Raw genomic sequence first — 13,817 nt, forward strand, 5'->3', positions numbered from 1 at the left:
AAGAATTGTTATCATATAGTAGAATGATCTTCATTAATTTAACATAAGAGGTGATTTTATTTGACTACAGACCATAACCATCTAACGACCAGCTGGGGCGCCCCGGTCGGAGACAATCAGCATTCAATGACAGCCGGGTCACGCGGTCCCACACTCATTCAAGACGTACACCTTTTGGAAAAATTGGCTCATTTTAATCGAGAACGCGTTCCTGAGCGTGTTGTTCATGCCAAAGGTGCCGGTGCACATGGATATTTCGAAGTAACTCACGACTTGTCCTCCTATACCAAGCTGAACTTTTTATCAGAAGTCGGCAAGCGCACACCGATGTTCATTCGTTTCTCTACGGTTGCCGGCGAGCTGGGTTCTGCTGATACGGTTCGTGATCCACGTGGGTTTGCCGTTAAGTTCTACACCGAAGAAGGAAATTATGATCTGGTTGGCAACAATACGCCGGTATTTTTTATTCGAGACGCCATTAAATTTCCTGACTTTATACATACACAAAAGCGCCATCCGCAAACACATTTGAAAAACCCTGATGCGGTGTGGGACTTCTGGTCTCTTTCTCCGGAATCGTTGCATCAGGTGACCATTCTTATGTCCGATCGGGGTATTCCAGCCACGCTTAGACATATGCATGGTTTTGGCAGCCATACCTTCAAATGGGTGAATGCCGAAGGGCAGGCCGTATGGGTGAAATACCACTTCAAAACGGAACAGGGCATCAAGAATCTTGATGTCAATCTTGCTGCCAAGCTTGCCGGTGATAATCCCGATTATCATACCGCGGATTTATTTAACGCCATTGAACAGGGCGATTTCCCGGCTTGGAAGCTGTATGTACAAATAATGCCGCTGGCGGATGCCGATACGTACCGTTATGATCCGTTTGATGTGACGAAGGTATGGTCGCAAAAGGACTATCCCCTGATCGAAGTTGGCCGAATGGTATTGGATCGCAATCCAGAAAACTATTTTGCCGAGGTTGAGCAAGCTACGTTCTCACCTGGCTCTTTTGTTCCAGGAGTTGAAGCTTCACCGGATAAAATGCTGCAGGGTCGCCTGTTCGCCTATGCAGATGCTCATCGTTATCGAGTTGGTACGAACCATAATACTTTGCCGATCAACCGTCCCCACACAGAAGTGAATCATTATCAGCGTGATGGTCAAATGACTTCTACCAGCAATGGCGGTAAATCCGTGTACTACGAACCGAACAGCTATGGCGGTCCGAAGGAATCTGCGGAAGCCAAACCCACTGCTTTCGCGGTATCCGGTCTTGCGAACAGTGTAGCTTATGACCATGATGATCACTATACACAAGCGGGCGACTTATACCGTCTTTTGAGTGATGAAGAGCGTATACGATTGGTTAACAATATTGTTGGCGCCATGAAGCCTGTTGATAACAATGAAATAAAATTGCGCCAGATCGGGCACTTCTATAAGGCTGACCCCGAATATGGGGAACGTGTCGCAGCAGGGCTGGGCTTAACCATTGAGTAAGTAGACCATCTGCAATTATCCATATATTTGAATTTGAATAACAAGAGAGGCCTCCCTTAAAAATCAAGGGTAAGCCTCTTTTTTATTTAACGAGATATTTAACCATAGGAATTGTTCAGAAATTGTCCAGAAGGCTTTGATATACTAGGGACACGTCCAACAAGGAGCATCGTCGACTCCTATAATGTCAGATGATGCAGTCCAGTTAAATCGAAATAGGAGTGAATGTGGATGAAACTATCTTTAAGTGAGGCCAGGTCCGTGAACAAGATTGAGATATCCAGGAAAAGCATCAGTACCTATTGTGTCAAGATTCACGGAGTCCCTGTAAATCGAACTCATGAGGAGGAAATTAGTTATACTTGGAGCAGTAAGCAAGAAGCATTAATATGTGCAAGAGGCATCGGCAAAATGTTCAATCTACCTTCAGAGCTTATCCTCATTGACTCGGGTATTTAATAACGCCATACAGCAGCAAACAGGACCTAAGCTCATACCGCCTCAGGTCCTTTTTTGCCATTTATTCATCAACCGTTCTAATTATCTGCTTTGCAACTGATACCCTACGGCTCGCTTCCAGCCTGCAACTGCCGCCTCGCGTTTCACTTCATCCATACCCGGCTCGTATGCTCGGTCAAAGCCCTTGAGCTGCTCCAGCTCGGATACATCCTGCCACACGCCAACCGCAAGGCCTGCGAGAAATGCAGCTCCGAGCGCAGTGGTTTCTATCACCTTGGGACGTGTTACCGTCACGCCAAGCAAATCAGCCTGAAACTGCATCAAAAACTCATTGCGGACTGCACCGCCGTCCACACGTAGCTCGCGCAGATGTATGCCTGACTCAGCTTCCATAATCTGCAGCACATCCTGACTCTGGAAGGCAATCGATTCCAGTGCAGCCCTCACGATATGTGCTCTCTTCGAAGCACGCGTAAGCCCCGTTATCATTCCTCTTGCATCCGGCTCCCAATAAGGCGTACCAAGACCTGTGAATGCCGGCACAAAATATACGCCTTCCGTATGCTCTACAGATAACGCAATTGCCTCTGTCTCAGCAGCATCACCGATAATACCCAATCCATCACGCAGCCATTGGATAACCGTACCGGCATTAAAGACGCTGCCTTCGAGCGCGTAATAAACCTTGCCGTTCAGCTTCCAGGCGATTGTTGTAATCAAGCCGTTTAAGGACATAACGGGCTTCTCGCCGGTTTGCTTCAACACGAAACAGCCCGTACCATAGGTGTTCTTGGCCATGCCTTCAACAAAGCAGCCCTGTCCGAATAAAGCTGCCTGTTGATCTCCTGCCGCTCCGGCAATCGGAATACTGAAGCCATCGCCCAGAAGCTGCGTGTGCCCATATACTTCACTCGAGGACCTCACCTCCGGAAGCATCGCAAGCGGAATATTTAAATCTCTTAGGATGTCCTCATCCCACTGCACCGTATGAATATTCAGCAGCATCGTTCGCGAAGCGTTCGAGACGTCCGTCACATGCTGACGCCCTTCGGTCAGCTTCCAGATCAGCCACGAATCGATCGTGCCGAACAGGGCATCGCCACGCTCCGCTTTTTCACGAATATCCGCATTTGAATCCAGCAGCCACTTGAGCTTGGTACCGGAGAAATAGGCATCCAGCAGCAATCCCGTTTTACTGCGAATGGTTGGTTCCCAGCCTTTAAGTTTAAGCTCATCGCACATTGCACTTGTTCTGCGGCATTGCCATACGATGGCCCTATGAAGCGGCTTGCCTGTTATACGATCCCAAACAACCGTTGTTTCACGTTGATTCGTAATTCCTATCGCTGCAATATCTTCGATTGAAAGCGATCTCACTGACTCGCGAAGAACCTTAAGCTGTACTTGCCATATCTCTTCAGCGTCGTGCTCAACCCAACCGGATTGCGGAAAATATTGGGTAAATTCCTGTTGAGCTGTGCTGACTATCACACCCTGAGGATCAAATACAATCGCTCGACAGCTTGTTGTCCCTTGGTCAATTGCAACGACATAACGCGGTTTTGTCATCGTGTCTCTCCCCCATTTCAACCCTATTCACGCGCATATTAGTTTTCAAGAAGCAATCTACCACATCCCGTTTTTAACTGTCAACCTTAAGTTATGCCACGTTACTACCAGGCGACAATTGCAATCCCATTATTGATTAATCACCCGTCTCATGATATGATGACGGTAATATTCACACAAAAGACAAGTTAATAAGTGGTCAGAGACTAAGAGTGGACCGATACAACCTTTGGGGAGCCGTTTGGCATTTACCTCAGGGGGTGTGGCGGTCTTTTTTGTTGCTTTTTTCGCCAAAAATACTGTTATTGCGAAGGATGGGGTAGCTATGAGCTTGAATTTTTCCGGGGAGCAACGGTCCGCATTTCTGAAAGCATTGGGAACCGAGACATTGGATATTCTTGTTATCGGAGGTGGTATTACGGGAGCAGGAATTGCATTGGACGCCCGAACACGCGGGATGTCCACAGGACTTATTGAAATGCAGGATTATGCCGCAGGCACCTCCAGTCGTTCAACCAAGCTGATCCATGGCGGATTGCGTTACTTAAAGCAGCTTGAATTCAAGCTGGTCGCCGAGGTCGGTAAAGAAAGGGCTATCGTATACGAGAATGCGCCTCATGTCACAACACCTGAATGGATGCTGCTGCCGATTATCGAGGGCGGAACCTATGGGAAGCTGGCTACCTCTGTTGGCCTGCTCGTGTATGATTTTCTAGCGGGTGTTACCAAACAGGAGCGCCGGGTTATGCTCTCTCTCGACGCTACACTCAAGAAAGAACCTTTGCTGCGCAAGGATAAGCTGAAGGGCGGCGGCTACTATGTGGAATACCGTACCGATGATGCGAGACTGACGATTGAAGTCATGAAGGAAGCTGTACGGCGTGGAGTCAAAGCGGTCAATTATGCCAAAGCGAATGAGCTGCTTTACGATAATGGACGTTTGATCGGCGTGCGTGTTCAGGATCAGCTGAGTGGGGAAATCGTCGATATCAAAGCCAAAAAAATCGTGAATGCGGCTGGTCCTTGGGTGGACACGATTCGCGATATCGATGGTTCCAAGCAGGGCAAAAGATTGCATCTCACCAAAGGTGTCCATCTTGTTTTTGATCAGTCCCGCTTCCCGTTGAATCAGGCAATCTACTTCGACACACCGGACGGCCGAATGGTGTTCGCTATTCCCAGAGAAGGCAAAACCTATATCGGTACAACAGATACCAATTACACAGGGGATATCGTGCATCCCAGAATGACGATTGAAGACCGCGATTACATTATCCGCGCGGCCAACTTCATGTTCCCTACGCTCAATCTGACTCCTGCCGACATGGAATCCAGCTGGTCGGGATTGCGACCGCTCATTCACGAGGATGGCAAATCACCATCCGAGCTGTCGCGTAAGGATGAAATATTCATCGCTCCATCGGGTTTAATTACGATAGCAGGCGGCAAGCTGACAGGATATCGTAAAATGGCCGAGCGAATCGTTAATCTCGTTGCTACTCAATTACAAACAGAGGAAGGCCGCAGCACTTTCCCGGTTTGTACAACTGCAAGCATCGTGCTGTCCGGTGGTGACACTGGTGGTTCGCGCGGCTACAGCCAATTTGTTCAAGACAAGATTGCCTACGGAAAAAGTATCGGGCTTACAGGTGCTGCTGCTGACGTATTAGTCCGTCGCTACGGCTCCAATGTTGATCGGGTATTCGAACTATACAAGCTGCATGACAAGGAAGCCGAGCAATATGCCATTCCAGGCGAATGGTTCGCATCTCTTCTGTATAGCATTGAAGCCGAGATGGTGGCGACACCTCACGACTTTTTCATTCGCCGGACAGGTGCATTGTATTTCAACATTGAGGCCCTACAGCGCTGGAAGCAGCCTGTTACAGCTTATATGGCAGAACGATTTGGCTGGAGTGCATCCGAAACGGATACGCATGTTGAAACCTTGGAGCGTCACATCCGCGACGCCGTAGTTCCGTTGAGTGCTGAATCGAAGTAAACAGGGAGACATTATCGGTATTCACGCTCCATATGCGGTAATTTGAACTCGGGTTCAATAATGGCTCCAAATTTCTTTATGGGAGGTAGTGACAGCGACAGCTCCTGCCTGCAGGGCCAGCTCTACCTCCTCTACCGTACGAATCAAGCCACCAGCAAGTATAGGGATGCTGAGCTTTGCATGCATCTCTGCGATAATATGAGGCATGACGCCTGGCAGTACCTCAATAAAATCCGGTTGGTTTTTCTCTGTAATTTTATAGATCGTCTCAAGAGCCGTAGTATCCAGCAGAAAATGCCGCTGAATGGCAAGAACCTTGTGCTTTTTGGCGGTTACAACGGCTGAGCTTTTCGTCGAAATGATACCTGCCGGCTTCAGGGTCTGACATAAAAACTCAATTGCATACTCATCATTTTTCAATCCATGGATCAAATCGGCATGAATGAGCAGCTTCTTCCCATTACTACGGGCAAGCTGTGATACGCTTTGCAGTTGGGAAACATGGCTATCCAGCAGTACCAAATATTGAAATGGGCTTTTGATCAGCAGCTCCAAATCTCTCATTTTCCGGACGGCTGGAAGTACCCTCTGCCCCATGAAGTTCATAATAACACAGCTCCTTCATCATTCCTTCATTCATCCCAGCTTCACTGTAGCCTCGTACTACGTAAGCCTACGCACCCTATAATACTTGGAAATTCGCATTTCAACAACCTCTATGCTGCAAACCTGATCAAATCCCCAAATCAAACTACCATCTGTATATATTTCTATAAAATATGTTAAGATTGATAAGTTGTTTATGCATATAAATACTAAAAATAAAAAGGGAAGTGGTTGGAATTAAACGTTCTGCACGTTCAGGCTCATCTCTGTCCATTCGAATAAAATTGATACTCATATCGTTGTTAATTACCACCCTCACTTTTATAACCGTTGGTTACCATGAAATGAGAGCGATTGCAACTATCTTCCAAGGAGAAGCACTTGAAAAAGCAAAATCTGACTTGAATACCAGCTATGAGCTTATTGACAGGATGTATCCCGGGCCTTGGACTATTAAGGATCAACAACTGTTTAAAGGTGCTCAGTTAATAAACGGAAATACGGAGATCGTTGATTTAATTGGCAAGCTGACCAATGGAGATACGGCCACCCTCTTTCTGGGAGACACCCGTGTCACGACTAATGTTTTTAACGGAGAAAAGCGAGCTGTTGGCACTCAAGCATCAGCCATTGTTGTTGAAAAGGTATTGAAGGCAGGTGAGTATTATATCGGTACAGCTAACGTTGCAGGCCATACCTATCAGGCTGCCTACATGCCAATTAAGGATGAGAAAGGTGTCATTCTCGGCATGTGGTACGTAGGAGCACCCGATGCGAGTGAGCGAATCCAAGACTTGATCCAAACACGCACTTATGAGCTTCAACTTATCGCCATCATTGTCATTATCGCATCGATCATTCTCAATTTTGTATTGATTCGTCCTATTCTGCGCCGAATTGGAATTGCATCAAGAACACTTCAGCAAATCGCCGACAAAGATCTCACCCAGAATGATTTGAAAATAACGTCCCAGGATGAGAGCGGCAGACTAATGCAATCCGTCAATGGAATGGTACATAACCTACGTTCGATTTTGAGCCAGATTAATGATACCGCGGTTCAGTTGGCGGCTGCATCAGAGCAATTGCATGCGGGTGCTGAACAAAGCTCACAAGCTGCTGAACATATTGCAGTAGCCGCGCAGCGAGGAACGACAGGAGCTGAGCAGCAATTGAACAGTATCTATGAAGCATCAAACGCGATGAGTCAGTTCTCCACAAGTTTTCAGCAATTTACAGTAAACAGTGAAGAAGTTTCCAATCTGGCTGACAGCGCCTATCGTGCTTCTAACGAAGGTGTAGTTGCCGTAACTGCTCTTCTCGCTCAAATGGATGCAATAAGCAGCACTGTTCAAGAAACATCCGGTTTTATCAAAAGCCTCGGAGACCGCTCACAAGAAATCGAAGCCATAGTCACGATCATAACCACGATCGCCAACCAAACCAATTTACTTTCCCTAAATGCCGGAATCGAGGCTGCTCATGCAGGTGATATGGGTAAAGGCTTTGCCGTAGTCGCCAGTGAAGTACGAAAGCTTGCTGAACAATCCGGCAATTCCGCACAGCAGATTAAACAGCTTATCGATGAAATTCAGCTGGACATGGAGCGTGCCACTTCATCCATGCAGCAGGGCACCAGCAAAGTGGCAGAGGGAATGACGAAAACACTGCTGGCAAATAAAGCTTTCGATGTCATTCAGCAATCCGTATCGAATGTCAAAGTGAAGGTGCAAGAAGTAGCTTCCGATATCGGGCAGATGTCTGCTGGAAGCCAACAAATCGAGCAATCCATCGATACAATTCATTATACTGCACAGGAAGGCGCCAGTGTCAATCTGGAAACCTCATCTGCCAGTGAACAGCAGCTGGCATCGTTAGAAGAAATCACCGCATCCTCCCGGTCCTTGGCGGTACTGGCAGAGGAGCTGCATAGCGTCCTCGGTAAATTTAAGCTTCAGTAATCTCCAGAGCTTAGGGATAGGAGGCAGTTACTACTATGTAAAAAAACTATCACTGTACCCTCAACAGGGGTGGTTGTGATAGTTTTTTTAAAACGATCTCACTTCTTCTTACTTTTTCTCCCAAATAGCAAAGGAAATGCAAATTTCTTGGCTCCATCCTTTGTTTTTCCTTCCCGGTCAAAATGCAGGGTCGCATTCATTTCCCCGCCTAATATAATGAGAATACTCGATAAATACAACCATGTCAGCAGCACGATGATCCCGCCGATACTTCCATAGGTTTTCGTATAATTGCCAAAATTATTTACATAAAACGAAAACAAAATTGAAGTAACGACCCAACCGAGCGTAGCAAATACAGCTCCCGGAATGACCTCACGAAAGCGAAGCCGGAGATTAGGCGTATACTTATAGAGCAGCACAAAAGCACATACCATAGTAATCAGTGGAATCACGTATTGAGCAATTCCCCACAGCACTTCAAAATTACCAGGTAATTGCGTAACTCGATAAATGGTCTCACCGATGACTTTACCGAAAATCAGCAGGATCATACTTAGAAAAATCAATACCGCCAAAATTATTGTGAAAATAAACGATATGCCTCTTGCCTTCCAGAAAGGGCGATTCTCCTCAACATCGTAAGCCTTGTTTAATGCTTTGACTACAGCATTGATCCCATTGGAGGCCGACCACAAAGTTGCCAATAGACCAATGGAGAGCAGGGAGCCGTTGCGTGATTTCTGAAGCTCTGTGAATACATCCACAATCATCTGATCGGAAAGCTGCGGCAGCACGCTGCTTACATTTTTAATTGCATCGCTTACGCTAATATCCGAGTAGCTAAGGACGGCAAATACGAAAATAAGGAACGGAAAAAACGAAAGAATTAAATAATAGGTCAGCTGCGCTCCCATGGCAGGAACGTCGTCATCTTCAAATCGGCCGTATAAGCTTTGCGCAAAACTCATCAATGAAAAATGCTTTTTCCTAACGCCGGGCCCTTCGGAGGATTGTGGCAATTGGGAATGCTGTGTCCATTCGACAGGTGCTCGATTTTTTTTTGCAGGATCTACGGCTTTTGCCATACAACAGCCCTCCCCATCGTGATTGTTCCTCTTTCTTACCCCATTCAAGAGGAAATTGACACAGCCTGCAGGGATAAATTAGGTTTTGTATGCACTCAACTTATTATAGAAGCTTTACGAAACGTTAACATGAAAACGGTCTCTTTTTCATTGCTGGTAAAGGTAATGTCTCCTTCATTATTCAGCATGATCTGTTTGCATATGGCCAAGCCAAGACCTGTACCATTTTCCTTATCGGTCACAAACGGATTGAATATGGTGCTATACAGCTCCTCAGGTACTCGTGGCCCATTATTAGCTACTTGAATATAAGTGTTAAAGCTGTCCTCGACGATAGAGATGCTCATTTTTTTGTCGCTTCTCAGCTCGGATAAGGCGTCAATCCCGTTGTTTAATACATTGGAGAGCACTTGCTGAATCCCCATTTTTTGAACATAAAGCATCGCTCCCGGTGGAATGTCCAGCAACAGGTCAACATTTTCATTAATGAGTCGTGGATTTAACAGCGATAAAATATGATCAAGCACCTGCCTTACAGAAATATGTACCATTTCCTCATCCATGATCGGCTTTCTGGAAAAACTGAGAAATCCGGTCACCTGCATCAATATTTGATCGCATTCATCCTCAATAAAACCGAGGTAGCTGTCGGCCCGTTCATAGTTATTTTCATTAATATTATGTCGCAATAATTTCAAAAAGCCTTTGATCGAGGTCATGGGGTTACGAATTTCATGCGCCATACTAGCGGCCATCTTGCCTAACAACGAAATTCGGTCATCATGCTGCAGGTTGATCGCGGACGAGTTGTCCTGATCTGGTGACAAATCACTTTTCCAGTATTTAACAAAAATAAAAGATTCCAAATCATCAATTCTTGAATTCATTTGTTTATAGGCTGCCAATGTTAAGCTACTGTCCTCAACTTCATGCAATGTCTGCCGCCATAGCAGTACCGCCCAGAAAATGAAGGCGACGCCCTCTTCCTGCTTTTCAAATACAAGGAAGCCCTCCATCAAGCTACGCTGAAATGGATGGAAATCGGCAGCAATATGGTATTCAGTTATATAGTTGAAACCTGCTTCCCCAAGACTGTACAAGTAAGTCGCATCATAATGGTCTGGAAAACGTTTACTAAACAGCTTTGACCAATAGGAAATATAAGCATGCTTCATGCTTCGAACATCAGTTAAGAAATTAGGTTTATCCATGAAATTAACCTTCCTGTTTATCAAGATGTTGAAGAACTTATACGTAAAAAAACTGCCCGAGAGGACAGTTCTGTTTGTGTTCTGGAGGAAATAAACAGGCCTTGGTTATAGTCCCCAATATTATTGCTATATATTAGATTTTATCACATATTGGAAATGAAGAGTTACTTTATTTATCCTGATACGATCATAATATTAGCATAAGGAATGGTATCGCCTGTTCGGATTACTGCACGCGACTCCACGCAAATATCCTTGAATTGCTGGTGGGATACGATTCGAAAAGCTACGTCCGGCAGAGCTTCAGTCAGCTCACGATAGCGTTCAGGACTTGCCTTTCTCATCTCCTCCGTGACAATAACCGAATCAATCAAAAATTCACCATAGATGGCTCGGACCGTGTCCAATACAGTCGGAATCCCATCTGTCAAAGCCAGATCAAGCCGTTCGATCCCCATGGGTACCGGAAAACCACGATCACAGATGGTCAATAGATCGGTATGGCCTGTCTCAGCCAAAATACGATTCAAAGTCGGATTTAAAATACCTCCTCGTTTCATTCCGTTCCCTGCCTCTCTGTCAATGCCCGGTCCCGCTGCTCGGACGTAATTTGCTCTCTAATTGATGGGACAGGTCGCTTCAGATAAAAGGTAGCCCCTCTATCCGCTTCAAGTTCTGCTGATCCTGCTCCGGTAACACCAACCAGCTCCCAGCCCTGACGCCCCAGTACGTGCAGCTCATTAAAATCATTCGCCCGACAGTACTCCCACTTCGTCTTTATCAAATCTATTGCCCCTATTCTTATTGGGATAGTGCATCGTTAATATTACTTTATCAGCACGATTATTTTTCGTCAATAAAAAACACTGTGCGAAACCTTGATTTTCCAGCTGTATGTTATTGGTTAATCATAGCTACGCCCTGTGGAGCCTCAATGCATTGCAAATGACGGTTACAGAGCTGAGCGCCATAGCCGTACAGGCCATCCACGGCGCAAGATAGCCCATGATCGCAATCGGAATTGCCAGTACATTATATAATAGCGAAAAGGCCAGATTTTGACGAATGATTCTTATTGTTCTTTGACTGATGACAAGAGCACGGACAACTCCGCTTACATCATGCTTCAGAAGCACGATATCTGCAGCCGCTTTGGAAATGTCCGTTCCATTGGCGACTGCGATTCCGATATCTGCTGCGCTCAAGGCAGGTGCATCATTAACCCCATCGCCCACCATTGCCACTCGATGACCCTGTTCTCGCAAGCTTTGTACCAGATTCGCTTTATGCTCAGGCAGCATTCCCGCGTATACCTGACTGATTCCCGCTTGTTTGGCTGCATAATGTGCTGTTGATGCTCGATCGCCCGTCACCATTCTAACGTCTAATCCCATTGAAGTCAGCTGCTTGATCGCTTTGCGAGCAGTCGGTTTAACCGGGTCACTAAGTGCTATAGCCCCGACCCATCGCCCGTCTACCGCAATCCATATGACTGTGAACCCCTGCCGCTCCCATTGATCAGCCAGACCGGACTGTGGATGTCTCCGATTCTCTTGACTAGCCATTCCTACCTGCGGGAGGCCTGCTATGCCTTCAGCTTCCAGCCATTGACGTGTGCCTAACCATACGGCTCTGTCTTCTACCAATGCACGAATTCCACAACCTGGTATCGACTTGAAATTCTCACATTGAGGAAATGTGATTCCTCTGCGCAACGCCTCTTCCACAACAGCCCTGCCTAAGGGATGCTCGGAATGCTGCTCCGCACCCGCTGCCATACGCAGCATGAATGACTCGTTAGCGGCAGATCTGTCTTCCATAGACAGATAAGTGCTCCGGCTACGAGCATGCGCAGAACGTTTCTCAAACGGCAGAACACGAGCAGAACCGGGCCGGGTTAAGACATCAGCAGCCCACACATTGGTAACCCTGGGGTTCCCCCCTGTAATCGTCCCTGTTTTATCCAGCAAAATCACATTGGCTTGTGGCAATATTTCCATCATTTTACCCTCTTTAATTACGATACCGGACTGTGTCGCCCTGCTGGAGCCTACCAGAATCGAAATCGGTGTTGCCAAGCCAAGAGCACAAGGACAAGCTATCAGCAGAACGGCTATCGCCTTTTCCAAAGCACCTCCAAGCTGACCTGGCTCAAGCGCCATATACCAGGTAATAAATGCTGCTGCAGCTAATACCATAATAATCGGCACGAATATACTGGAAATTTGATCTGCCATTCTTTGAATGGGTGCTTTTGTGCTCTGCGCTTCCTCTACAAGTTTAATGATTCGCGCCAAAGTCGAATGCTTTCCTACTTCAGTCGTTCTGATACTCAGCATACCGTTACCATTTAACGTGCCAGCAGTAACCCGATCCCCAACAGCTTTGTCAACCGGCATACTTTCCCCTGTAAGCATCGATTCATTGACGTTCGAGTAACCTTCTATAACCTGACCATCTACTGGCAGACTTTCTCCTGGCCGGACGACAACAATGTCATTGATCACAACCTGGGACACAGGGATCCGCTGTTCTTGGCCTTCTCTCATGACGGAAGCCATCTCCGGCCTGAGACGGTGAAGCTGGTGTATGCCGCTTAGTGCTTGCCGCTTGGCCAAAGCTTCCAGCCATTTGCCCAACCAAACAATCGTAATAATCATCGCACTGGCATCAAAATATAACGGGACATGGCCTCCATGACCTCCGGTCATCACATTGCCATGACCAATCGTCGATACACCATGAAACAACAAATAATGGCTGTATATATAAGCAGCCGAGGTACTGATTACAATCAACACATCCATGTTGACACTGCCGCTTTTTATAGAACGATAAGCTCCCGTATAGAACGGAAGTCCGAGTATGAACTGAATCGGTGTCGCCAAAGCCAGCTGGAACCAAGGATGCAGCAGCAGCTCGGGTACCCAGACTGAGGCCGTCCACTCATGGTGTGCAGCCATTGCCCATAGAAAGGGAAGCGTAAGCAGCAGGGACATCCCGAACATCATTCCGCTGCTGATGCCGCTCGTTCGAGCATCGGCCCCGTTGTTCCCGTCTGAATGACGTTCCTTCGCTGTAAACCCCAGCTGTTCAATCCTCGTTTCAATTCGTTCTACACTGATTCGATCCGGGATGATGACGACAGAGGCGCGACTCAGGGCTACATTCACATGAATTTGTTCGATTCCATCCATTTTGGCTACTACTTTCTCGATCCTTGCCCCGCAAGCTGCACAGGTCATTCCGTCTACATCCAGCGTCACATGCTGAAGCTCAATGTGCCTGCTCATGGCTTCACCCCATTCTCCCCGAAATCGATGCTCATACCGTTGTTTCAATATATGGACTGGCCGCGAGGTTCATGCCAGGAGAACAACAAAAAATCCTTTATCCGGATTGTACAGGTAGT

At 46.7% G+C, this 13,817-nt stretch carries 10 protein-coding genes; 3 read left to right on the forward strand and 7 right to left on the reverse strand.

Translation table 11 applies throughout. From position 1 onward, the window contains the following. Positions 1–60 precede the first annotated feature (60 nt). The gene (gene katA / locus OB236_RS31400) at positions 61–1,509 is read left to right on the forward strand and encodes a catalase KatA (RefSeq protein ID WP_262687533.1); all 1,449 of its coding nucleotides are present in this window, start codon (positions 61–63) and stop codon (positions 1,507–1,509) included. A gap of 540 nt (positions 1,510–2,049) precedes the next feature. Here katA and glpK read toward each other — a convergent pair. Beyond that, the gene (gene glpK / locus OB236_RS31405) at positions 2,050–3,537 is read right to left on the reverse strand and encodes a glycerol kinase GlpK (RefSeq protein ID WP_262687534.1); all 1,488 of its coding nucleotides are present in this window, start codon (positions 3,535–3,537) and stop codon (positions 2,050–2,052) included. A 325-nt stretch (positions 3,538–3,862) separates the two neighbouring features. On the opposite strand from glpK, the gene OB236_RS31410 reads away from it, so the two are divergent. Continuing rightward, positions 3,863–5,539 carry a glycerol-3-phosphate dehydrogenase/oxidase gene (locus OB236_RS31410; protein ID WP_262687535.1) on the forward strand — a complete coding sequence of 559 codons (1,677 nt, stop codon included), beginning with the start codon at positions 3,863–3,865 and terminating at the stop codon, positions 5,537–5,539. A 54-nt stretch (positions 5,540–5,593) separates the two neighbouring features. On the opposite strand, the gene OB236_RS31415 is transcribed toward OB236_RS31410, so the two are convergent. After that, positions 5,594–6,145 carry a glycerol-3-phosphate responsive antiterminator gene (locus OB236_RS31415; RefSeq protein WP_076232220.1) on the reverse strand — a complete coding sequence of 184 codons (552 nt, stop codon included), beginning with the start codon at positions 6,143–6,145 and terminating at the stop codon, positions 5,594–5,596. Positions 6,146–6,489: 344 nt separating this feature from the next. Between OB236_RS31415 and OB236_RS31420 the strand changes: the two genes are divergently transcribed. Continuing rightward, entirely contained in the window at positions 6,490–8,106 is a 1,617-nt protein-coding gene (locus OB236_RS31420) for a methyl-accepting chemotaxis protein (protein ID WP_262687536.1), read from the forward strand. A 98-nt stretch (positions 8,107–8,204) separates the two neighbouring features. On the opposite strand, the gene OB236_RS31425 is transcribed toward OB236_RS31420, so the two are convergent. From OB236_RS31425 to OB236_RS31445, 5 genes are all read right to left on the reverse strand, one after another. After that, positions 8,205–9,194, reverse strand: coding sequence for a YihY/virulence factor BrkB family protein (locus tag OB236_RS31425; protein ID WP_262687537.1), 990 nt, complete (start codon positions 9,192–9,194; stop codon positions 8,205–8,207). Positions 9,195–9,289: 95 nt separating this feature from the next. Next, entirely contained in the window at positions 9,290–10,405 is a 1,116-nt protein-coding gene (locus tag OB236_RS31430; RefSeq protein ID WP_262687538.1) for a sensor histidine kinase, read from the reverse strand. Between the two features lie 173 nt (positions 10,406–10,578). Then, positions 10,579–10,965 (reverse strand): D-ribose pyranase, encoded by a 387-nt coding sequence (rbsD, locus tag OB236_RS31435; RefSeq protein WP_262687539.1) that lies wholly within the window; start codon positions 10,963–10,965, stop codon positions 10,579–10,581. After that, positions 10,962–11,189 (reverse strand): hypothetical protein, encoded by a 228-nt coding sequence (locus OB236_RS31440; RefSeq protein ID WP_262687540.1) that lies wholly within the window; start codon positions 11,187–11,189, stop codon positions 10,962–10,964. The genes rbsD and OB236_RS31440 overlap by 4 nt, the downstream gene beginning before the upstream one ends. A 130-nt stretch (positions 11,190–11,319) precedes the next feature. Beyond that, positions 11,320–13,698 (reverse strand): heavy metal translocating P-type ATPase, encoded by a 2,379-nt coding sequence (locus OB236_RS31445; protein ID WP_262687541.1) that lies wholly within the window; start codon positions 13,696–13,698, stop codon positions 11,320–11,322. Positions 13,699–13,817 lie beyond the last annotated feature (119 nt).

The sequence above is a fragment of the Paenibacillus baimaensis genome, assembly GCF_025567575.1.